This is a genomic window from Myroides sp. C15-4 (assembly GCF_050522745.1).
GTDB lineage: Bacteria > Bacteroidota > Bacteroidia > Flavobacteriales > Flavobacteriaceae > Flavobacterium.
Genome location: NZ_JBMVQX010000004.1, coordinates 136,430 through 159,117, shown reverse-complemented (window position 1 = coordinate 159,117; position 22,688 = coordinate 136,430). Strand labels below are relative to the sequence as shown.

18 protein-coding genes and 1 pseudogene are annotated in these 22,688 nt (G+C 37.8%); 16 read left to right on the top strand and 3 right to left on the bottom strand.

Features of this window, described 5'->3' with window-relative positions; genetic code table 11:
• The first annotated feature begins 196 nt into the window (after window positions 1-196).
• Window positions 197-1,240: an SGNH/GDSL hydrolase family protein gene (locus ACPDHL_RS03370; protein WP_430531396.1), complete on the top strand. Its 1,044-nt coding sequence runs from the start codon at window positions 197-199 to the stop codon at window positions 1,238-1,240.
• Between the two features lie 4 nt (window positions 1,241-1,244).
• On the top strand, window positions 1,245-2,216 hold the full coding sequence (locus ACPDHL_RS03365) for a phosphodiester glycosidase family protein (protein WP_430531395.1): 972 nt from the start codon (window positions 1,245-1,247) through the stop codon (window positions 2,214-2,216).
• 59 nt (window positions 2,217-2,275) lie between these two features.
• Here the strand turns inward: ACPDHL_RS03365 and ACPDHL_RS03360 are convergent, their stop codons facing one another.
• Entirely contained in the window at window positions 2,276-3,448 is a 1,173-nt protein-coding gene (locus ACPDHL_RS03360; protein ID WP_430531394.1) for a proline dehydrogenase family protein, read from the bottom strand.
• A 93-nt stretch (window positions 3,449-3,541) separates the two neighbouring features.
• On the opposite strand from ACPDHL_RS03360, the gene aroB reads away from it, so the two are divergent.
• From aroB to ACPDHL_RS03305, 11 genes and pseudogenes are all read left to right on the top strand, one after another.
• Window positions 3,542-4,609 carry a 3-dehydroquinate synthase gene (gene aroB / locus ACPDHL_RS03355; protein WP_430531393.1) on the top strand — a complete coding sequence of 356 codons (1,068 nt, stop codon included), beginning with the start codon at window positions 3,542-3,544 and terminating at the stop codon, window positions 4,607-4,609.
• Window positions 4,610-4,909: 300 nt separating this feature from the next.
• Entirely contained in the window at window positions 4,910-6,313 is a 1,404-nt protein-coding gene (locus ACPDHL_RS03350; RefSeq protein WP_430531392.1) for an arginine decarboxylase, read from the top strand.
• 26 nt (window positions 6,314-6,339) lie between these two features.
• Entirely contained in the window at window positions 6,340-7,314 is a 975-nt protein-coding gene (locus tag ACPDHL_RS03345) for a deoxyhypusine synthase family protein (RefSeq protein WP_182627697.1), read from the top strand.
• Window positions 7,315-7,410: 96 nt separating this feature from the next.
• A pseudogene (locus ACPDHL_RS03340) lies at window positions 7,411-7,707 on the top strand (DNA primase); the annotation flags it as partial.
• A gap of 81 nt (window positions 7,708-7,788) precedes the next feature.
• A complete protein-coding gene (locus ACPDHL_RS03335; protein WP_430531391.1) occupies window positions 7,789-8,253 on the top strand; it encodes a GNAT family N-acetyltransferase in 465 nt (154 codons plus the stop codon).
• A gap of 311 nt (window positions 8,254-8,564) precedes the next feature.
• The gene (gene ychF, locus ACPDHL_RS03330) at window positions 8,565-9,659 is read left to right on the top strand and encodes a redox-regulated ATPase YchF (RefSeq protein WP_430531390.1); all 1,095 of its coding nucleotides are present in this window, start codon (window positions 8,565-8,567) and stop codon (window positions 9,657-9,659) included.
• Window positions 9,660-9,751: 92 nt separating this feature from the next.
• Window positions 9,752-10,432 (top strand): TIGR02117 family protein, encoded by a 681-nt coding sequence (locus ACPDHL_RS03325; protein ID WP_430531389.1) that lies wholly within the window; start codon window positions 9,752-9,754, stop codon window positions 10,430-10,432.
• A 5-nt stretch (window positions 10,433-10,437) separates the two neighbouring features.
• A complete protein-coding gene (locus tag ACPDHL_RS03320) occupies window positions 10,438-11,352 on the top strand; it encodes a YihY/virulence factor BrkB family protein (RefSeq protein WP_430531404.1) in 915 nt (304 codons plus the stop codon).
• Window positions 11,353-11,447: 95 nt separating this feature from the next.
• Entirely contained in the window at window positions 11,448-13,301 is a 1,854-nt protein-coding gene (locus tag ACPDHL_RS03315) for a DNA topoisomerase IV subunit B (protein WP_430531388.1), read from the top strand.
• A 3-nt stretch (window positions 13,302-13,304) separates the two neighbouring features.
• Window positions 13,305-15,968, top strand: coding sequence for a DNA gyrase/topoisomerase IV subunit A (locus ACPDHL_RS03310; protein ID WP_430531387.1), 2,664 nt, complete (start codon window positions 13,305-13,307; stop codon window positions 15,966-15,968).
• A 56-nt stretch (window positions 15,969-16,024) separates the two neighbouring features.
• Entirely contained in the window at window positions 16,025-16,942 is a 918-nt protein-coding gene (locus tag ACPDHL_RS03305) for a phospholipase A (protein ID WP_430531386.1), read from the top strand.
• Between the two features lie 88 nt (window positions 16,943-17,030).
• Here ACPDHL_RS03305 and ACPDHL_RS03300 read toward each other — a convergent pair whose 3' ends face one another.
• Together ACPDHL_RS03300 and hemN are read right to left on the bottom strand one after the other, a co-directional pair.
• Complete coding sequence (locus tag ACPDHL_RS03300) at window positions 17,031-17,225, bottom strand: hypothetical protein (protein ID WP_430531385.1); 195 nt, start codon at window positions 17,223-17,225, stop codon at window positions 17,031-17,033.
• A 10-nt stretch (window positions 17,226-17,235) separates the two neighbouring features.
• Window positions 17,236-18,597 carry an oxygen-independent coproporphyrinogen III oxidase gene (gene hemN / locus ACPDHL_RS03295; RefSeq protein ID WP_430531384.1) on the bottom strand — a complete coding sequence of 454 codons (1,362 nt, stop codon included), beginning with the start codon at window positions 18,595-18,597 and terminating at the stop codon, window positions 17,236-17,238.
• 79 nt (window positions 18,598-18,676) lie between these two features.
• Between hemN and ACPDHL_RS03290 the strand changes: the two genes are divergently transcribed.
• The 3 genes from ACPDHL_RS03290 (at window position 18,677) to ACPDHL_RS03280 (ending at window position 22,673) form a co-directional block, all read left to right on the top strand.
• Window positions 18,677-19,063 carry a rhodanese-like domain-containing protein gene (locus ACPDHL_RS03290; RefSeq protein WP_430531383.1) on the top strand — a complete coding sequence of 129 codons (387 nt, stop codon included), beginning with the start codon at window positions 18,677-18,679 and terminating at the stop codon, window positions 19,061-19,063.
• A gap of 77 nt (window positions 19,064-19,140) precedes the next feature.
• Window positions 19,141-19,434 carry a DUF4834 family protein gene (locus tag ACPDHL_RS03285; RefSeq protein WP_430531382.1) on the top strand — a complete coding sequence of 98 codons (294 nt, stop codon included), beginning with the start codon at window positions 19,141-19,143 and terminating at the stop codon, window positions 19,432-19,434.
• Window positions 19,435-20,246: 812 nt separating this feature from the next.
• Entirely contained in the window at window positions 20,247-22,673 is a 2,427-nt protein-coding gene (locus ACPDHL_RS03280) for a YfhO family protein (protein WP_430531381.1), read from the top strand.
• Window positions 22,674-22,688 lie beyond the last annotated feature (15 nt).

The window sequence follows — 22,688 nt, the reverse complement described above, 5'->3', positions numbered from 1 at the left end:
GAGGAGGGATACGGTTTTCGTATCCCTTTTTATTTTATGGGAAGTTGCCTGTTTTTTGATAAAGGAAGCACAATGAACCTGTTTCTAGAGCAGGAGGTAGGGGCAACGAAGTCTTGGTCTTTTCATAACGCCTAGGTAATGCTTGGGTAACAGGAAAGAGATTGCTTTGCAAGAAACCTTTAAAAAACAAGACAACATGCAAAAAGCAGTTTTATTATTTTTCTTGATCACTGCACTTTCTTGGGCGCAAACCCCGAAGTCAGTGGTCTATCATCCCGTCAACGAATCATTTGTTCGCTTGGATACGCTGGCGTATACCGATTTGCCTTTGGGTGTTAAGCGCAATGGTCAACACAGTGCGGGATTGTACGTGGATTTTAAGACGAATGCCAAACAAATTAAGGCGAAGTGGTGTGTGAAACCGTCGGGGGTGTTTTCTTACCTCAGTGAAGTCAATCGACGAGGATTGGATTTGTATGCCGATGTAAATGGAACCTATCAATATGTGCGTTCCGGGTTTCCGAGTGCAAATTCTTCTTGTTCAGAAACGACAATTATAGATCAAATGGCAGGAGAATCCACAACTTATCGCTTGTATTTTCCCCTATATAGTGAATTAGAGCAGTTGGAAATAGGTGTGGAAGAAGGCGCAACTTTTGAAAGAATAACAACAGTTGTAGACCGACGTATTTTAGTGTATGGCTCTAGTATTACGCAAGGCGCATCAGCTAGCAGACCAGGTATGGCATATCCCGCTCAGTTGGAACGCAAGTATGGCTATGCGTTTCTCAACTATGGGTTTGGAGGAAGCGCCAAGATGGAGGCAGCAGTTGCGCGTTTGTTAGCGGATATTCCTTCTGTTGATTTGCTGCTTATGGACTGTGTGCCGAATAGTTCCGTCGATGAAATCAAGCAACGCACAGCGACGTTTGTCAAGTTATATCGAGAAAAGAATCCGACTGTTCCCATTGTTATGATTCCTTCTATAGTACGTGAAGTAGGTTATTTTAACACCGTTATTGGCGCACGTGTCACAGCTCAAAACAAGCAATTTAAAGCAGAATACGAGGCCCTGGTTCAGGCAGGCGTAAAGAACATCCATTATTTGGATGTTACTAACCTATTGGGAACAGATCACGAGGGTACTTCAGATGGTGTACATCCAACAGATTTGGGGTTTGCGCGTTGGCTAGATGTCGTTGAACCTCATTTAGAAGACTTGTTTAACCGTTATTTTTAATTTCATGTACAACAATCGTTTTATATATTTTACCTTTTGTTTTTTGTGTGCTATTGCCTTGTCCCTGACAGGGTGTAAAAGTGTAGGAGACAGGAATTTTCAAACAAAGGTAAAGGAAGACCCCCGTTGGCAAATAGAAGCAATTGCTCCGGATTTAACGCTATATAGCTTTGTCGGTCAGTATTATGCGCCCTATGACGCACATCAAACAGTTCGCGTGTTAGCGATGCCTAAAAACAGTCAAAAACTTCGCCTTGCGCTTTTGGATATCTTGCCTCAAGATAGTTTGTCTCAAGCGGTAACTGTAGATCCTAGTATTATCGCTGCAGTTAACGGAACATACTTTGAAAAATCACTGACCAAAGGAAGTTCCACGGCCTATTTAAAAATTAACAACACCTTGATCGACAGCGTAGAAGTTGATCAACAGAACCAATTTTATTGGAAACACGAAGGTGCGCTGTTTTTCAGTCAAGATCAAATGCGAATCGCTAGGGGAACCAATGCAACGTATGGTCAAGCAGAGGAAGCGAATATTATGTCCGGTTCGCCTATACTCATTGAGAACGGCCATCCTGTTGGAGCGACCTTTGTAAAAACGCCAGATCGCGATTTAACGCGTTTGCATTATGAGGATCCAGAACGACATCAAGGCGTTCGTCATCCTCGCACTGCCCTTGCTTTAACCTCTACCCATATTTTGCTCGTTGCAGTGGATGGGCGAAGTACAGTTGCTGCAGGGATGAGTGCAAAAGAGTTGACCCTGTTTCTTCAGCACTATTTTCCTGTAGAAGATGCTTTAAACCTAGATGGAGGTGGATCAACAACGATGTGGGTTGATGTCGAGCAGTTGCCTAATGCCAAACAGCTACCGAATGCCCATGGTGTACTCAATTATCCTTCGGATAATCGAAAAGAAGATCACTTGGGGCAGCGTCAATTGCGCAATGCCATTGTTATCAAAAAAGTAAAGTAATAGAATGAAAAAAGGCGTATTTCCATAGAAATACGCCTTGATATGATCAAAAGACACCCTTATATTTTGCGTCTCTTCATTTCGGTTTCAATTAAATCTAACTCGCGGTTTGTTTGCCCTTTTACAGAGGTATTCTCTTGTGCACGGCGAATTAAGTAAGGAATTACGTCGCGAACAGGTCCAAATGGAAGGTATTTTGCAACGTTGTAGTTTGCTTTAGCCAAGTTGAAACTAATGTTATCACTCATACCGTACAATTGACCAAAGAAAAGTCGTTTATCGTGATGAGCAATCTGGTGTTTTTCCATTAGTTCCATCACTAATTTTGAACTGTTTTCATTGTGTGTACCAGCGAATAACGCCATGCAATCCATGTTTTCCAACATAAAGGTTACAGCTGCGTCATAATTGATGTCTGTGGCTGCTTTGTCTACGCAAATGGGTGATTTATACCCTTTTTGAGCAGCGCGTTCTCTTTCAATTTCCATGTAGGCCCCGCGTACTACTTTCATACCAATGTGAAAACCTTCTGCTTTTGCAATCACGTGTAAGTCTTTTAAGAACTGCAAACGATCCCAACGATATAGCTGAGCTGTATTGTAAATCAACGCTTTTTCTTTGTTGTATTTGCGCATCATATCCAATACAATCGCATCTGCTGCATCTTGCATCCAGCTGTGTTCAGCGTCAATCAACAACAATACATCGTGATCATAGGCAAATTTACACGCCATGTTAAAACGGTACACAATGCGTTCCCATTCTTTTTCTTCTTCAGCCGTAAAAGGTTTCCCTTCTCCTTTTTTGACAAACATATCAAAACGCCCAAATCCAGTTGGTTTAAAAACCGCAAATGGAATGGCATCAGGTCTTCCTTTTGCTAATTCAATTGTTTTGATTGTCATGTTTAAAGCGGCATCAAACTGCTCTTCCGTCTCTTTTCCCTCTACAGAATAGTCCAACACTGAGGCAACACCACCTTGTTTGTACATCTTGTCCACCACACTTAAACAATCCTCTTCGTTGATTCCACCACAAAAGTGGTCGAAAACCGTAGACCGAATTAATCCTGTTACAGGTAAATGGGTTTTGATGGCAAAATTAGCTAAGGATGATCCCATTTTTACAAGAACGGGTTTGCTAATCATTTTGAATAAAAAATGAGCTCTCTTCAACTCTTTATTATTCTTAAGTGCGAAGGCTACTTCTGTATTGTTAAATAAGTTTTTCATTATTTAGTAATAATAAATGTTAGGCAAATATACTGACTCTTTTACTTTTAATTCAATTTTTTCTCCTTTACTTTGTGTGGAAATTGAAAGTAAATGATAAAAGTAGAAACACCGGATTATCCTATTTATTTTGGCGTAGAAGGGTATGCTAGCTTAGGAGCGTATATCAATGAAAAACAGTACAGTAAGCTGCTGATTCTAACCGATTCAACGTGTAATGAACTTTGTTTGCCTCATTTTTTAGCTCACTTACCCACCACAGTTCCCTTTGAGATTGTTGAAATTGAACCTGGAGAAACAGCCAAAAACCTGACAACATGCGAAGGCGTATGGGCAGCCATGCTCGAGTTAGGACTAGACAGGTATAGCGCTGTAATTACTGTAGGTGGAGGCGTAGTCTCTGATTTAGGAGGATTTGTGGCTTCTGTTTACATGAGGGGTATTGATTGTTTTATTGTCCCTACTACCTTATTAGCTATGGTAGATGCTTCTATTGGTGGAAAAACAGGTGTTGACCTAGACGCTGCTAAAAACTGCATTGGATCTTTTGCGATGCCCAAAATGGTGGTTGTTGATGCACAATACCTAGAAACACTAGAGCCTCGAGAACTCAAATCAGGTTATGCGGAAATGTTGAAACACGGATTGATCTACGATGAAAGCTATTTCAATCACTTAAAAGATATCGCGCAAGTGGATTTTGGAGATATCGAAACGCTTATCTATCACGCCGTATCCATCAAAAGCCAAATCGTACAGGAAGATCCACAAGAACAAGGATTACGCAAGATATTGAACTTCGGACATAGCGTCGGACATGCTGTTGAAAGCTACTATTTGACAAATCCAAATAAAGAGCGTATGTTACATGGGGAAGCCATCGCAATCGGAATGGTCATTGAATCTTATATTTCAACTGTTATTTTGGGGTTAAATCAAACAATTTATCAAGGAATAAAAGAATCAATTCAGTATATTTATGGAAAACAAATATTCTCCAACTCAGAGGTAGAAGAAATCCTAACCTGGCTAAAGTTTGATAAGAAAAATAGAGCCGGTGAGATTCGAATGGTTTTATTGTCAAAAATAGGGGTTGCTTCTTATGATGTGGAGGTTACTAAAGAGTTGATAACGAAAGGGTTTGAAGATTATTTAAAATAGTCATGAATTTACGAATCTTTTTATTATTTGGATTTAATATTTTGTTACATTTGCCCTCGTGAAAATAGATGTTTTATATATTAGATTATGTGTTTCATCTCGAAGAAACATCAGGCGTTTTGTAAGAAAACAAAAGGCAAATTTTGTATATACGATTATTAAATATTCAAAGGAAGCTTTGAACTCATTTCGTTTTCGACATAAGCTACCCATTGTATTTGCCAATATTAGAGTTTGAAAAGCGGTTTCATCACCGTTTAGATTAAAAAAAATTAATAACTTTTAAAATTGACTTTTCAAATGAACACAAAATACGTTGATTTAATCAATCAAACTTTTTATTTCCCTCAAGAGGAGTTTAAATTAAATAAGGACAATCTTCAATTTCACAATATTGATTTAATGGGGCTAGTTGAAAAATACGGTACTCCTTTAAAATTTACTTATTTACCTAAGATTTCAGATAATATTGCTAAGGCTAAAGGCATCTTTAGAAAAGCAATGGAAAAAAATAAATACAAAGGCAATTATTACTACTGCTATTGTACGAAAAGCTCGCATTTTTCCTATGTGTTAAACGAAGCCTTCAAAAATGATATACACGTAGAAACTTCGTCTGCATTTGACGTGAATATTGTGGAGAATTTATTGGATACAGGTAAAATAAACAAAGATACTTTCGTGATTTGTAACGGATTCAAGCGTTCACAATACATTGATAATATTGCGAATTTGATCAACAACAAGCACGAGAAAACAATTCCAATTATCGACAACTACGAAGAATTGGAGCTATTGCAAGACCAAATTGAAAAGAAATTCAAAATCGGTATCCGCATCGCTTCAGAAGAATCGCCTAAGTTTGAATTCTATACGTCTCGTTTGGGAATTGGATATAAGAGTATTTTGCCTTTTTACAGAAAGCAAATTGCAGAAAATCCAAAAGTAGAATTGAAAATGCTTCACTTCTTCATTAATACTGGTATCCGCGATACGGCGTATTACTGGAATGAGCTAGTGAAATGTTTGAAAGTGTATATCACCCTCAAAAAAGAATGTCCTACATTAGACAGCTTGAATATTGGTGGTGGTTTCCCAATCAAAGACTCGTTGGCTTTTGAATTTGACTATCAGTATATGGTAGATGAAATCATCAATCAAATTAAAATTGTTTGTGAGGAAGCAGAAGTAGATGTGCCTAATATCTTTACTGAATTTGGATCCTATACCGTGGGAGAAAGTGGAGGAGCAATCTATGAAATTCTGTACCAAAAACAACAAAATGACAGAGAGAAATGGAATATGATTGACTCTTCATTCATTACAACATTACCGGATTCTTGGGCAATTAACAAAAGATTTATTATGTTGCCAATTAATCGCTGGAACGATGCTTATGAGCGCATTTTGTTAGGGGGATTAACGTGTGATAGCGATGATTATTACAACTCAGAACAAAACTTAAACGCGATCTATTTGCCAAAGTACAACAAAGAGAAGCCGCTGTATATCGGGTTCTTTAATACAGGAGCATACCAAGATACAATCGGAGGATTTGGTGGAATTCACCACTGTTTAATTCCACAGCCGAAACACATCTTAATTGATAAGGATGAAAATGGAATTATCGCTTCTGAATTGTTCTCTGAACAACAAACAGCAGAACAAGTATTAGAAATATTAGGTTACAACAGAAATAAATAAACAATAAAATATAAAAGATTAATAAAATGAGTAAAGGACCAATTAGTCAGTTTATTGAGCATCAATATAGACACTTTAATGCAGCTGCATTAGTAGATGCTGCAAAAGGATATGAATTGCATTTAGCAGAAGGTGGAAAAATGTTAATCTCTATGGGAGGAGCAATGAGTACTGCAGAATTAGGTATTTCATTAGCTGAAATGATCCGTCAAGATAAAGTTCATTTTATCTCTTGTACAGGAGCTAACTTAGAGGAAGACGTAATGAACTTAGTAGCGCATTCACACTACAAACGTGTGCCGAACTACAGAGACTTAACGCCAGAACAAGAAAGAGAATTATTAGACAATCACTATAACCGTGTAACAGATACGTGTATTCCTGAAGAAGAAGCATTCCGTCGTTTACAAAAACACTTAGAAGACGTATGGCATGCTGCTGAAGCAAAAGGAGAGCGCTATTTTCCACATGAATTCTTATATCAAGTAGTGAATTCAGGTGTGTTAGAGCAATACTACGAAATCGATCCTAAAGATTCTTGGATTGTGGCAGCGGCGGAGAAAAACTTGCCTATCGTTGTACCAGGATGGGAAGATTCAACTTGTGGTAATATCTTTACTTCAAACGTAATCAAAGGAAAGTTAAACGTTCATACCGTAAAATCAGGAATTGAGTACATGATCTACTTAACCGAGTGGTACCGTGCAAATTCAGGTGGTAAAGGTGTTGGTTTCTTCCAAATTGCAGGAGGTATCTCAGGAGATTTCCCTATTTGTGTCGTGCCAATGATGTACCAAGATTTAGAGTGGGAAGATGTTCCATTCTGGGCGTATTTCTGTCAAATCTCTGATTCTACAACTTCATATGGTTCTTACTCAGGTGCTGTGCCAAATGAGAAAATCACATGGGGTAAATTGGATGTAGACACACCAAAATATGTAATTGAGTCAGACGCAACAATTGTGGCTCCATTGGTATTTGCCTATATTCTAGGTCATTAATGAATAGAAAAAAATCTCAATAAAATATCCGTATTTTATTTGTTAATTAGGATTTAGCTATTACATTTGAAAACGAAATAAAGCAATAAATATAAAATGAAGAGAGTAATTGTTGATTATGCGAAATTAACAAACGAAATTTTGACACTTTTGGTGGAGAAATTTCCTGATGGTTATGACGACTCAGATATTATTCGTTTTAAAAATATTAAAAACGAAACTGTAGAAGCTGTAGAAGTAAGAACAGAAGACACTATCTATTTAGTTAAAGTAAGTACTAAGTTAGCCGATCGTATCGAAAATTTCGATGACGAAGATGAAGACGATTTTGTAGATCCTGCAGATGATTCTTTAGATGCATTGAAAGACTTAGAAATTGCTGACGAAGAAGATTAACAGTTTCAAGCAAAATAAAACATAAAAGCTATCGCATTGCGATAGCTTTTTTTTTGGAAAACCCTAAATTCAAAACCTATGATATTCAATACACTTGAAATTAAAAAGATTGAAAATAAGCAATATCCCATGGATTTATTGCTGTTAGCAGATGAAACTGTAGAGGCAATTGAGAAATACCTATATGATAGTGCTGTATACAGTGTTTGGAATGGAGGAGAAGAAATTGCCGTGTTCTGTTTGTATGCCCATGGACAAAAAACGATGGAAATTAAGAATATTGCAGTAAGTGTAGCCTATCAAAATAAAAGACTAGGGGGGTTTTTGATTCATGAAATAAAACAAATGGCCATGGAACAAGGCTTTACTGCTCTGATTGTTGGAACAGCTGATACAGGTGATGCCCAAATTCGATTTTATGAACGCAATGGATTTGTGCGCTATGATAAACGAGAAAACTTCTTTATTGATAATTATCCTGAACCTATTTTTGAGAATGGAAAACAGCTGGTGGATATGGTGTTGTTGAAAATAGAGTTGTGAGAGGTGAGAGGTGAGATGTGAGAGGTGAGTTGTGAGAGGTGAGTTGTGAGAGGTGAGAGGTGAGAGGTGAGTGAGAGGTGAGATGGCTGTGGTTTTGGTGAGAGAGCAAAGAGCAAACAACAATGAACAAAGAACAAAGAGCAAATCGAAGCGTAGCGTAGATTCATCGAACACCAAAACAAATATAAACTAGGTGAGATAAAGAACAAAGAGCAAAGAACAAAAAAGCCAAACAACGAAAAAAAGAGGGTTTCTGTAAAAAAATGAATATATTTGCAACCAGTTTAAAAAGACAATAAGTTACTAAAAATATGAAAGCAGGTATTGTAGGATTGCCTAATGTTGGAAAATCAACACTATTCAATTGTTTATCAAACGCTAAAGCGCAAAGTGCTAACTTCCCATTCTGTACAATTGAGCCCAATGTAGGGGTTGTAAACGTGCCAGACCCTCGTTTATTAAAATTAGAAGAATTGGTGAATCCAGAACGCGTTTTGCCCGCAACAGTTGAGATCGTAGATATCGCTGGATTGGTGAAAGGAGCAAGTAAAGGAGAAGGGTTAGGAAATCAATTCCTTGGAAATATCCGCGAGTGTAATGCGATTATCCATGTTTTGCGTTGTTTTGATAACGACAATATCGTTCACGTTGATGGAAAAGTAAATCCAATTCGCGACAAAGAAACCATTGATATTGAGTTGCAGTTGAAAGACTTAGAAACCGTTGAAAAACGCTTAGAAAAAGTAAAAAAAGCAGCTAAAACAGGAAATAAAGAAGCGCAAGTAGAGGCGGATTTATTAGATCGTATTAGAGAGACTTTGCTAGAGGGAAAATCAGCTCGTGTGGTAGAAGCTAAAAACCAAGACGAAGAAGAGTTGTTGGAAGCATTCCAATTGATTACAACTAAACCTGTATTGTATGTATGTAATGTAGATGAAGGAGCAGCAGTAAATGGAAATGCCTATGTAGAGCAAGTAAGAGAATTGGTGAAAGATGAAAATGCAGAGGTAATTGTATTGGCTGTTGGAACCGAAGCTGATATCACTGAACTTGAAACATTTGAAGAGCGCCAGATGTTCTTGGAAGACTTAGGTCTTGAAGAGCCTGGATCATCAAAACTAATCCGTTCAGCTTATAAATTGTTGAAATTACAAACGTATTTTACAGCAGGAGTAAAAGAAGTAAGAGCGTGGACGATTAACGTAGGAGATACAGCACCGCAAGCAGCAGGAGTGATCCATACCGATTTCGAAAAGGGATTCATTCGCGCAGAAGTTATTGCGTATGATGACTATGTAGCTTTTGGTTCAGAAGCAAAAGTGAAAGAAGCTGGAAAGCTTAGAGTAGAAGGAAAAGAATATATCGTAAAAGATGGAGATGTGATGCACTTCCGTTTTAACGTATAAAAAAATAAGAAATTAAATTTTAAAAAAGAGAGGTTCTATGAGCCTCTCTTTTTTTGTATATTTAAGGGTTAAATGATTTTATTTTTTAAAATATGCTACAAAAATTCGCACGTTTTTTAAAGGTGCTTGTGTTAGGTTTACTTATTTTTGTTGCAGTTTATGTCGGAGGTTTTTACGCCTTGTCTTTGGTGCCGTCAACAGGTTATTCCCTAGAAGAGCAGGAAAAAGAGCAGGACACAACAGAAAAAATTGTTGTTTATCTGTCTACCAATGGAGTACACACAGATTTTGTAGTGCCTGTTACGACGGAGGTATTGGATTGGCATACGCGAATTGCAGTGCCTTCAAAGGCTATTCGATGGTTGGCATTTGGTTGGGGAGATCGCGGGTTTTATATTGATACGCCTACATGGAGTGATCTGAGCGTTTCTACGGCTTTGACCGCACTTTCGGGCATTGGAGAATCAGCGATGCATGTCTCAGCCTATACGCAAATAGTAGAAGACGAAGATGTTGTTCCGTTGACTTTGACTCCAAAAGAATATCAAGCGCTGGTTCAGTATATTGATGCTAGTTTTGAAAAAAGCGAAAACAAATACCAACGCATTGAAGTAGAGGGGTATGGAGCTTATGATGCATTCTATCAAGCGCGAGGAAGCTACAGCTTGTTTTATACCTGTAATACTTGGGTAAACCAAGGATTGAAGCAAATTAATCAAAAAGCAGCCTTGTGGACCTTGCACGATCAAGGCATATTTAGGCATTATAAATAAGTATGATTCAAAATATACCGTTTAAAAAAATTGGCGAGTTGTTTAAAAAGTCGGTCATGGACTTCCTAGACGATCGCGCTACTAAATTTAGCGCAGCCTTGTCCTATTACACCATTTTTGCACTGCCACCTTTAATCATTTTAATTATTTCCGCTTCAGGTTTTTTTCTCGAAGAAAAAGACGTGGCTTCTTTTTTCTATGAACAGATCGCTGAGCTAGTAGGACCTAATACCGCCCAAGAAGTACAAAATGCAATGAATAACGTAACGCTAAATCGCTCTGGAGTTTTGCCAACGATTATTGGTGTGGCCATGTTGTTGTTTAGTGCCTCAGGTGTATTTGCAGAAATACAAAGTTCCATCAACTATATTTGGGGATTTATCGCCAAACCCGAGAAGAGTATTATCCGTCTGGTGAAAAATCGATTGCTTTCGTTTGCTATGATCGCCTCTGTAGGCTTCTTGTTGTTAGTCAGTCTATTAATTAATTCGCTGGCGAGTATTTTATACGACTATCTCGCTGAGTTTTTTGCAGAATCTACCATCTATCTCGTTAAGGTATTAAACAATGCGATTGTGTTTGTTATCATTACGTTACTTTTTACAACCATCTTCAAAACACTGCCAAACGGAATCATTCGCTTGAAAGATGCCTTTGTTGGTGCTGCCTTTACCGCAGTCTTATTTATGATTGGTAAATTTGGTATTGGTGTCTATCTAGGTACAACAGCAACGTCTTCCTTATACGGGGCCGCAGGATCTATTATAGTAATGTTAATGTGGGTCTACTATTCGGCTATGATTTTGTATTTTGGAGCAGAATTTACCAAAAATTATGCTTTGTTGTTTGGCGAGCGAATCAGACCAGGTCAGTTTTCTTTAGAAATTGACAAAAATGCCATCAAAAAGACGGAAGAATAGAAAGTTTAACATGCAAAAAAACGGTATTTACAAATTTTTATCATTTTTATTTTACCTTAAATAGTAGTATTTTAGCACAAATTCCAACAATTTATATGCAAAATCAAAATCAGTATACTGAAGACAATATTCGTTCTTTAGATTGGAAAGAACATATCCGTATGCGTCCGGGTATGTATATCGGTAAGCTTGGTGATGGATCGTCTCCTGATGATGGGATTTATATCCTGATTAAGGAGGTAATTGACAATAGTATTGATGAGTTTGTGATGGGCACAGGAAAAACTATTGAAGTTACCTTAAAAGACAAGATGGTAACGGTTCGTGACTTTGGACGCGGTATTCCACTGGGAAAGGTGATCGATGTGGTATCGAAAATGAACACAGGAGGAAAGTATGACTCAAAAGCATTTAAAAAATCAGTTGGTCTGAATGGTGTAGGTACAAAAGCAGTAAATGCACTGTCGACTTATTTCCGCGTGGTTTCTGTTCGTGATAATCAACAAAAAGCCGCTGATTTCTCAGCAGGGGACTTGGTGAGCGAAGAAGAACTTGTCGAAACAACCAAACGCAAGGGAACAAAAGTATCCTTTATTGCGGATGAGAAAATCTTTAAAAATTACAAGTACCGCAAGGAGTATATTGAGCGCATGCTCAAAAACTATTGTTACCTGAACAAAGGACTGACGATCATCTTCAATGGTGAGAAGTTCTTTTCAGAGAATGGATTAAAAGACTTACTAAACGAAAATATTAACGCAGAAGATCAAGTGTACCCAATCATTCACTTGACGGGTGATGATATTGAAGTGGCTATTACACATAGTAAAAGTCAGTATTCCGAAGAGTACTATTCGTTTGTCAATGGACAAAATACTACACAAGGTGGAACGCATCTAGGCGCATTTAGAGAAGCTGTAGTGCGTACATTAAAGGAATTCTACAACAAAAACTTTGAGGCGTCTGATATTCGTAAGTCTATCGTAGCGGCAATTTCTGTCAAGGTGGAAGAGCCTGTATTTGAATCCCAAACCAAAACCAAATTGGGATCAACCGATATGGGACCTGATTTGCCAACGGTGCGTACGTTTGTGAATGACTTTGTTAAAACACAGTTAGATAACTATTTACATAAGAATCCAGAAATTGCCGATGCTTTATTGCGCAAGATCTTGCAAGCCGAACGCGAACGCAAAGAATTATCTGGTATTCGAAAAATAGCCAAAGAACGCGCAAAAAAAGCGAGCTTACACAACCGTAAACTGCGCGATTGTCGCGTGCATTTTACCGATATCAAAAACCCACGATACCTAGAGAGTACGCTGTTTATTACAGAAGGGGATTCGGCATCGGGATCGATTACAAAATCTAGAGATGTCAACACACAAGCCGTATTTAGTTTGCGTGGTAAACCACTGAATTCCTACGGGATGACCAAAAAGATTGTGTACGAAAATGAAGAATTTAACTTGCTTCAAGCTGCACTGGATATTGAAGAGGATTTCGAAAGCTTGCGCTACAACAATATCGTTATCGCTACCGATGCCGATGTCGATGGAATGCACATTCGCTTGTTGTTGATTACGTTTTTTTTGCAATTTTTCCCTGAATTAATCAAAGAAGGCCATTTGTATATCCTACAAACACCTTTGTTTCGTGTAAGAAATAAAAAAGAAACCATCTATTGCTATAGCGAGGAAGAACGAGTTACAGCCATTGAAAAGCTGAAACCAAAACCTGAAATCACGCGATTCAAAGGATTAGGGGAAATTTCTCCTGATGAATTTCAACACTTTATCGGAGAGAGCATCCGCTTAGATCCAGTAATGTTAGATAAAGCCATGTCCATCGAAAAAATGTTGGAGTTTTATATGGGTAAAAATACCCCAGATAGACAGGAATTTATCATTGATAATTTGAAAGTTGAACTTGATGTTGTAGAAGAATAGACTATGAGCACTGAAGATAATTTGAATGACGATAATTTGAACGATGATATCCAATCAAATAACCTTGAAAACGGGGAGTTTGTAGAAGATCATACGGAATTACAAGAAGAGGAAGAAAAAGAGACGATTACCAAAGTTACAGGCATGTACAAAGAGTGGTTCTTGGACTATGCTTCGTACGTAATTTTAGAACGTGCTGTGCCGGCGATTGAGGATGGGTTTAAACCTGTGCAACGCCGTATTATGCACTCAATGAAAGAATTGGATGACGGTCGATACAATAAAGTTGCGAATGTTGTAGGGCATACGATGCAGTATCACCCACATGGAGATGCGAGTATCGGAGATGCTATGGTACAGCTGGGACAAAAAGAGTTGTTGATCGATATGCAAGGTAACTGGGGAAACATCCTAACAGGGGATGGGGCTGCAGCTTCGCGTTATATTGAAGCGCGTTTGAGTAAATTCGCACTCGAAGTCTTGTATTCTCCCAAAATTACCGAGTGGCAATCTTCCTATGATGGACGTCGAAATGAACCAATTAATCTACCTGTAAAGTTTCCCTTGCTCCTAGCACAAGGAGCTGAAGGTATTGCAGTGGGACTTTCAACCAAAGTATTACCCCATAACTTTATTGAATTAATCGACGCTTCAGTCAAAATATTAAAAGGAAAACCTTTTACCTTATATCCTGATTTTCCTACAGAGGGAATTGCTGATGTATCTGCTTATAACGATGGGTTGAGAGGTGGACGTGTACGTGTACGTGCGCGCATATCTCAGATGGATAAGAATACATTGGTTATTACGCAAATTCCTTTTTCAACAACTACGACTTCTTTGATCGATAGTATCTTAAAAGCCAATGAAAAAGGAAAACTGAAAATTAGAAAAATTGAAGATAATACCGCGGCTAGTGTTGAAATTTTAATTCACCTACCACCAGGAACATCGCCAGATAAAACGATTGACGCCCTCTATGCATTTACTGCTTGTGAAACGTCAATTGCGCCTTTGGCGTGTATTATTCAAGATAATAAGCCACTCTTCATCGGCGTTTCTGAGATGCTGAGACGTTCAACACATCAAACGGTTGACTTGCTGAGACAAGAGCTGGAAATTGAACTACAAGAGCTGGAAGAAAGATGGCATTTTCTCTCGTTAGAGCGCATTTTTATTGAAAATAGAATCTACCGTGCCATTGAAGAAGAAGAAACATGGGAAGGCGTTCTTAAGGCGATTGACGAAGGACTTAAACCGTTTGTTGTCAACCTGAAAAGAGCCGTTACACAAGAAGATATCGTCAAGCTGACAGAAATTCGAATCAAGCGTATTTCTCGTTTTGACATCGATAAAGCCAATCAGTTGATCGAAGCACTAGAAGCAGATATCGAAAAAGTAAAATACAACTTGGAACACCTTGTTGATTTTACTATTAAGTATTTCACTAGTTTGAAAGAAAAATACGGTAAAGGAAGAGAGCGCAAAACAGAGTTGAGAAGCTTTGATACGATTGAAGCGACTAAAGTGGTCTTGCGCAATACCAAGTTGTATGTCAATAGACAGGAGGGCTTCTTTGGAACTTCCTTGCGCAAAGATGAATATGTTTGCGACTGTTCGGATATTGACGATATTATCGTTTTCCTACGCGATGGATCTATGGTGATTTCTAAAGTAGAAGAGAAGCGCTTTGTCGGTAAGGATATTATTCACATTGATGTATTTGCCAAAAATGACAAACGCACCATTTATAACTTGATTTACCGCGATGGAAAATCAGGACCTTCCTATATTAAGCGCTTTAATGTGATGAGCATTACCCGTGATAAAGTATATGATTTAACACAGGGAAACACAGGATCACAGGTGTTGTATTTTTCTGCAAATCCAAATGGTGAAGCAGAGGTCGTGACCATTTTATTGCGCCAATTGAGCAACGTGAAAAAGCTAAAATTTGATCTTGATTTTGCCGATTTATTGATAAAAGGACGAATTGCTAAAGGAAATTTAGTAACAAAATACGCCATCAAGAAAATCGAATTGAAAGAAAAGGGAATCTCAACTTTGCGTCCGCGTAAAATCTGGTATGATGATACGGTTAGACGATTAAACGTAGAAGGTAGAGGAGAGCTCTTGGGCGAATTCAAACCAGAAGATCGCTTGATGATTATTACCCAAAGCGGAAAGATTAAAACAGTAGTTCCTGAATTGACTACGCATTTTGAAGAGGATATGATCGTCTTGGAAAAGTGGAAACCAACGAAACCTGTTTCTGCTATTTATTACGATGGAGAAAAAGCGAGATACTATGTAAAACGCTTTATGGTTGAGAATGAAAATAGGGAAGATAGCTTTATTTCTGAACACGAAAACTCAAAATTAGAATTGATTTCTACCGATTATCGTCCGGTAGTAGAGGTTGTTTTTGCTAAGGTAAAAGGAGTGCAAAAAGAAAATTTAGTTATTGATTTAGAGCAGTTTATAACGATTAAGGGAATTAAAGCTTTAGGTAATCAACTCACTGCGGATAAGGTGAAGCAAATTGACCATTTGGAATCATTGCCTTATGAAGAAGAAGAGGAAGCCGAAGAAGAAACAATAAATTACGATTTGGAAAATCTACCCGATGTCAATATTGATGAGGATGGTCAAAGTAGTTTGTTTTAGATCGTGATTAAAGGAATGCCTAAGGGTAAAAAGCAAATAAATAATAGGCAAAGTATATGAAGGAGAAAACGTTTAGACAAATTTTAGGATTAGCCCTGATCACTTCTTGTGGTGCTTATGCGCAATCCCCATCAAAAGACAATTTATTCGACAATGAAGAAATTCACTCCTTGTCTGAACGATGGGATTTAGATCCAGCAGCGAAGGGAAAAACCTTTGCGATTTCTCCGTATAAACCCATTTATGTATTACCTGCTCGCTGGTCTAATCGTCCCAATGATCAGCCGTTTAGCTACAGTGAACATATGGGAAGACCCGATGCCATTGATTATAATGAAACAGAAATCCGCTTCCAGCTAAGTTTTAAAACTAAAATAGTAGAGGGACTTTTATTTGGCAAAGGGGATATCTGGTTGGCTTTTACGCAAACGGCGAATTGGCAAGCGTATAACGAAAAAGTTTCAAGGCCCTTTCGCGAGTTGAACTATGAGCCAGAAGTGATTTTTAATTATCCATTGGATTTGTCCTTGCATAATTTAAAATTCAAAATGGCTGGATTGGCGTTTAATCACCAATCGAATGGAAAGAGTGAACCTACTTCCAGAAGTTGGAACCGCTTAGTTTTTCACCTAGGGATGGAGTATAAGGATTGGACTTTTATGGTTAAACCTTGGATGCGATTGAAAGAGAAAAACAAAAGTGATGATAATGCAAGTATTAGTGAATACTATGGAAAAGGGGAGCTAACAGTTGCGTATCAACGAAATGGACAAGTGTTTACGTTTATGATGCGAAATAATATGCGCTTGAATGACCATTACAAAGGATTTCACGAATTTACCTATACGTATCCCATTAAGAATAACTTAAAGGCTTTTTTTGTAATCAACAATGGGTATGGAGAGTCCTTGATTGACTACAATTGGAATCAAACGACAATAGGGGTAGGAATATCTTTAATGGAATGGTATTAAATAGATAAAAAAAGGAGCGCTTTTGAGCGCTCCTTTTTTTATCGGTATTTTAGGTTGAATATAGATTTGTTTGCGTTTAGCACTATTTTTATTTTTGCATATCCTGCTGTTTGGCTGCTTTTTTTAGGGAAAACACCAAGTAGCACAAGAAAATTAAAAAGGCTAGAAATGAAAACCAATTCACTTGTATCGACCAAAGGTGTTCGATATCTAACTGATAGATTCCGTAAACTAACAGAAAAAGAACAAGATAGGTGGTGATTTTTTCGAATTTTTTATTCATACTAGTAAAATTAAATCGTCATAGAAAATAAAGCGCGGTCTGGTTTGTTGCGTTGTAAACGCAAATCCAACGCCATACAGATGTTGCGAACAAAAGCACGTCCCAATTTGTTCACCGTAATGACGTGATCGTTGATGGTGATCAATTGGTCCTTTTCCATTTCTTTCAGTTCTTCCAACATAGGATCGAAATCAATTAAATGCAAATCGCTGGACAAATCTGTTTTTAGATCGCACATTAAATGTAGGATATGTTTTCTAATTATCAAATCTTCTTCATTTAAAATGTGACCTTTGACTACGGGAATTTCATTTTTTTCCAGTAAAGCATAGTAAGCCTCAATGTTTTTCTCATTTTGAGCAAAAGCGGTCCAACTATCACTAATTGAAGAAACTCCTAATCCGATCATAACATCGGTTTTAGATGATGTATACCCCATGAAATTACGGTGAATACTGTTGGTATTCATCGCTTTGTACAAGCTGTCTGTTTTAAGTGCAAAGTGATCCATACCAATTTCAATATACCCTTTTTCTTCTAAAAGGTTTTTGCCTATTTCATAGAGCTTTCTCTTTTCCTCATCTTTAGGTACATCCTCATCCTTAAACCCGCGTTGCCCATTGCCTTTAATCCAAGGTACATGCGCATAGCTGTAAAAAGCCAAGCGATCTGGAGATAGTGATTTGGTTTTTTCAATGGTGTCCACAACGTGATCAATGGTTTGGAAAGGCAAGCCAAAAATAATATCATGTGAAATAGAGGTATACCCCATTTCCTTGGCCCAAAGAGTTACTTTAGCGACATCGTGAAACGTTTGATTACGATTTATGGCCTTTTGTATCTCGCGATTATAATCTTGTACGCCAAAGCTAACTCTTCGAAAACCGAGGTTGTATAAAGTTTGCAAATGCTCTCTTGTTGTATTATTTGGATGTCCTTCAAAACTGAATTCATACTGCTCTGCTTTCTCACCACGAGCTAAGATTCCCTCAATTAAGGTTTGTAAATGTTTAGGAGTGAAAAAAGTAGGAGTGCCTCCACCTAGGTGTATCTCTTTGATTCGAGGCTTGTCTTCTAATAAGGCACAGTACAAGGCCCATTCTTTTAATACCGCTTGTATATAGGGAATCTCCACTTCATGACGCTTGGTAATGTGCTTGTGACATCCACAAAACGTACACAGACTCTCACAGTACGGCAAGTGAATATATAAACTGATACCTTCACTTTGATTGGTTTGATCAAAGGTCTCTTTGACACTTTTTAGCCATTTATCACGAGAAAAACTCGTTTCATCCCAATAGGGAACCGTAGGATAACTCGTGTATCTCGGACCAGGTACATTGTATTTTTGAATTAGAGGGGTAGCCATTTTTCGTATATTTGTAACAAATGTAACAGGAATAAGGAATAGTAATCCTGATATTTGTCACTTGATTAAAAATATTTAGATGAAATATACAATGAAAAATATTATTTTAACAGCTACATTAGTAATGTTGTCTTTTTTTAAGGGTAATGCTCAAGAGGTTAATGCGAAAGAATTGGTGGATCCCGTGGCATTTGAAAAGCAGGTTACCGCAAAAAAAGTACAACTCATTGACGTGAGAACCCCAAAGGAATATCAAGAGGGTACTATTTTTAATGCCATCAATATAAATTTTTTGGGCGATGACTTTGATACAAAAATCACAAAATTAGATGTAACACAACCAGTTTACATCTTTTGTCAATCAGGAAAACGCAGTGCCGCAGCTGCGAAAAAAATGCAAGATGCAGGATTTCAGGTCATAGAGTTGGCAGGAGGCTATAAAGCGTGGAAGGCAGAAAAAGACTAGGTTAATTTATCAATTATTTAAGAATTAGCAAGGCTAGATGATTGAAAAAATTGTTATTTTTGAAAAAAAGGTAAAGTATGGATATAGCATCATTTGGAAGTTTTTTAAGAACATTAGTCATCATTGTGGTGATCTATTATGCTTTTAAATTTGCGATGCGTTATTTATTTCCACTTTTTGTCTATAAAATGGCAAAAAAAGTAGAACGAAATTTTCAACAGCAACAGCAAGATTTTTATCAACAAAATAGAACAGCACAAGAGGAACCTGATTTTAACAATCAGAATACGTCAACAGGGAAAGATAAATTTCCGCGATCAACAAAAGTTGTTGGCGAATACATTGATTTCGAAGAAGTTGAAAAGAAATAGTTTTATGCGTAATGCATAATACGTAAAATAGAAAAAGAGGGTGTCCCAAAAGGTCACTCTCTTTTGTTTTATATAAAACAGGACATTTTCTTAGATTAGGCGCAAGAGCCATTCGTCCAACTTCAATTTCGACCAGTTCTCATCTTCTAAGGGTAAACCTAGTCAAGTAGTTGAAGGATATCCGAAAGATGAATCAGAAACAGATGACTGGCGTGCAGAAGCCATTTTTACCTCAATTTTAGGAGATCATAAGGATAGCGATACAAGGAGGAATGGCTGTGGAAAAAAGTTTTATTCTACAAAAGGGATTGTAAGGGGATTGTAAGGGGTTTGTAAGGGGAAACATTGGTAAAAAGGCCTTAAACCCTTGTTGGTATTAACTTACCCTAAACAAACCCTTTACAAGCACTCCATTAAACCGTATCAAAGTGCTGAAATTCAATTGATTGAGGTTGTTTAATTTGAAAAGAAAGGAAAAAAACACCTTATTTGGCCCATAAGGGGAAGAGAATGAAGGAGATTGTCCTTGTTATTCTTCTTTTTTAGACGTTCACCCATTTCCCTTCACCCATTTCCCTTCACCATTAACCACTCACCACTCACCACTCACCACTCACCACTCACCACTCACCACTCACCACTCACCACTCACCACTCACCACTCACCATTCACCACTCACCACTCACCATTCACCACTCACCATTCACCACTCACCATTCACCACTCACAAAAAAATCCTCCCATATAAGCCTAAAATTACTTACTTTAGCTAATTGAACAGAATTCAATCACAGCAAAGTAGTTTTATAGCATGAATGCAGTAAAAAAATATGTGCCTCATCTCTTGGTGTTGGTCGGTTTTATCGTCGTAGCCTTACTTTATTTTTCACCCGTTTTACAGAACAAGGTAATATACCAATCTGATATTGTACAATATACGGGGATGGCAAAAGAACAAAACAATTTTAGAGCGGAATTTAATGCCGAGCCTTATTGGACCAATAGTGCCTTTGGTGGTATGCCCACTTATCAATTAGGTGCTAAATATCCGTATAATTTTGTGAAGCACTTAGATACAGCTATTCGTTTTTTACCGCGTCCTGCAGACTATTTGTTTTTGTATTTCTTGGGATTTTATGCCTTACTGCTCGTTTTGGGCATTCGCCCTTTAAAAGCATTTATTGGATCCTTAGCTTTCGGATTCTCCACCTATTTAATTATCATTTTAGGGGTTGGACACAATGCTAAAGCGCATGCAATTGCTTATATGCCCATGGTTGTAGCAGGGGTATTACTCGTATTTCGAAAGAAATATGTAGCAGGAGGGATTCTAACTGTTGTTGCTGCTGCGTTAGAAATTAGCGCCAATCACTTCCAAATGACGTATTATTTGTTGTTGTTTTTATTGGTATTGGCTATTGCCTATACCTACCAGTATTGCAAAGCAAAAGATTGGAAAGGATTGGGAATTGCTTATGCTATTTTAGTTGGTTCAGCTGTTTTGAGCATTGGAGCGAATGCAACAAATATTATGGCAACAGCAGAGTATACGAAGTTTAGTACGCGAAGTGCTAGTGAATTGACGTATGAGCCAGATGGATCGTCAAAAACCTCTTCCAATGCAATGAGTTATGACTATATTACAGAATATAGCTATGGAATTTTTGAAAGTTTAAATTTAATTTCACCGCGTTTAACTGGTGGTGCCAACAACGAGAAATTAGAGGCAGATAATGCAATCTATCGCTATTTAACTTCGATTGGAGCCAACCCACAACAAGCCAAAGAAATGAGTGCACAAGCACCTACGTATTGGGGAGATCAGCCTATTGTAGCTGCACCTGCTTATATTGGGGCCGTGGTATTTTTCTTATTTGTATTGGGGATGTTTACCGAAAAGAGAAATTTAAAGTATATTTTCTTCGTTGGTGCTTTATTGGCGTTGGTGCTCTCTTGGGGTAAGAATTTTGCCTTTGTCACGAATTTCTTCATCAATTTTGTACCCATGTACAATAAATTTAGAGCCGTTTCTTCCATTCAAGTGATCTTGGAAATGTGTGTGCCTGTACTCGCTGTACTAGGACTGTATAACTTCTTCAAGTTAGAGCAAAAACAACAACTAAGTGCCTTAAAGAAAACGAGTTTTATTGCGGGAGGTTTATTAGTCTTCCTATTTTTAATTAAGGGAACTTTGTCTTTTACAGGCTTAAATGACGAGTATTACCGCAATGCTTATGGTGAAATTGGACCTGGGTTTATCCGTGCTTTAATCGAAGAACGAAAAGCGATGTATACCCATGATTTAATTCGCTCTTTTCTTTTAATATTGGCCGCTGCTGTGGTGTTATTTGCTTTTGCTAAAGACAAATTAAAAGAGATGTACGCCCTTGTGATTATCGGCGTGTTACTAGTAGGGGATTTAGTTATGGTAGACCGCAAGTATGTCAATGATGATTCTTTTGTTTCGGCAAGAAAAATGGAGGATCCTTTTGATATTACGCAAGCAGATAAGCAGATTTTAAACGATCCTGCTCACTTTAGAGTATTTGATGCTCAAGGCGGATTAAATAGCGCTAAAGCGTCCTATTTTCATTATTCGCTAGGGGGATATCACGCAGCAAAACCAAGGAGAATTCAACAATTGGCAGACTATCAATTGAACCAAAATCCCATGACGGTTTTCAATATGATGAACGTAAAGTACATCATACAACCTGATGAAGAGGGACGTAGTGTAGCCATGTTAAATAATGAAGCCAATGGAAATGCTTGGTTTGTGTCAACAGTTGAAAAAGTAACAACCGCAGACCAAGAGATGCAAGCTTTGGGTAAAGTAAACACCAAAACAACAGCTGTGTTGAATACACAGGAGTTTCAACAAGCGATTAAAGATACTTATACCGTTGATTCATTAGCTAGTATTCAGTTGGTTTCTTATAAAGCCAATCAATTAAAATACGAATCAACCAATACCCAAGAGGGATTGGCTGTGTTTTCTGAAATCTATTACCCACAGGGATGGATTGCTAAAGTGGATGGGCAAGAGGTGCCTATCGTAGCTGTAGACTATGTCTTGCGTGCCATTGCTGTACCAGAAGGAAAACACACCATTGAATTTACTTTTGATCCTCAAGTGATAAAAACAGGTAGTCGAATTGCTTTGGCTAGTTCGCTGTTGATTTTACTTGTGTCTCTTGGAGCAGTGGGGTGGACCATGAAAAAAAGAAAAGAAAAATAAAAGTGATTTATTGTT